This is a genomic window from Halorubrum sp. Atlit-28R (genome assembly GCF_003665955.1).
Classification (GTDB): domain Archaea; phylum Halobacteriota; class Halobacteria; order Halobacteriales; family Haloferacaceae; genus Halorubrum; species Halorubrum tropicale.
This window is the reverse complement of sequence record NZ_QPLS01000137.1, coordinates 1-518: the sequence shown is the minus strand read 5'-3', so window position 1 is coordinate 518 and position 518 is coordinate 1. Positions and strand designations below refer to the sequence as shown.

Genomic DNA, 518 nt, shown 5'->3' with positions numbered 1-518 from the left:
AGAAGATTTTTGCCATGCGTTGGTGTGGTTGATGGAGGAAGTTGAATGAAGCGGACGTCCGCGGCCAAGATGTGGGACACGACAGGCGTTCCGGTTGAAGAAACTGCGCTGAATCGACCAGCGGAATCAAAAGCAATCACGATTGCATGTTACGACAATGAGATTCCACCGTTCGTCGAGCATGCGCTCGTGAAGTTGTATGAAAATATTTTTTCATCTCTTTTGCAGTTTCGAGTGTACGGCTCGCTTGCCGGTAATACGAGCACCTATGTGGTTCGGGAAGGAAACAAGATTGTTACCGTCTTTCTGTTCGTACGCATGGGTGCGAAAGTAAAGGTGTTCAATGAGGTAGTCCGGATCAGCGATCGGGATATTGCTCGGTTTGCAGAGTACGTTTTCGCGGCCTATAAAAAGGTGATGGTGATTTCGTTTCATGCGATTCAGGCGGATATCCGCAGGCTGCGGTTTCCTTATCAGCAGTTCAATTGTTCCGAAGACATCGTCCTTACGCTGCCGGA

1 protein-coding gene is annotated in these 518 nt (G+C 48.8%); it reads left to right on the top strand.

What is annotated here, in order from left to right:
- Positions 1 to 45: 45 nt before the first annotated feature.
- On the top strand, positions 46 to 518 hold a 473-nt coding region (locus tag DVK06_RS18590; protein WP_199718775.1), incomplete at its 3' end, for a hypothetical protein.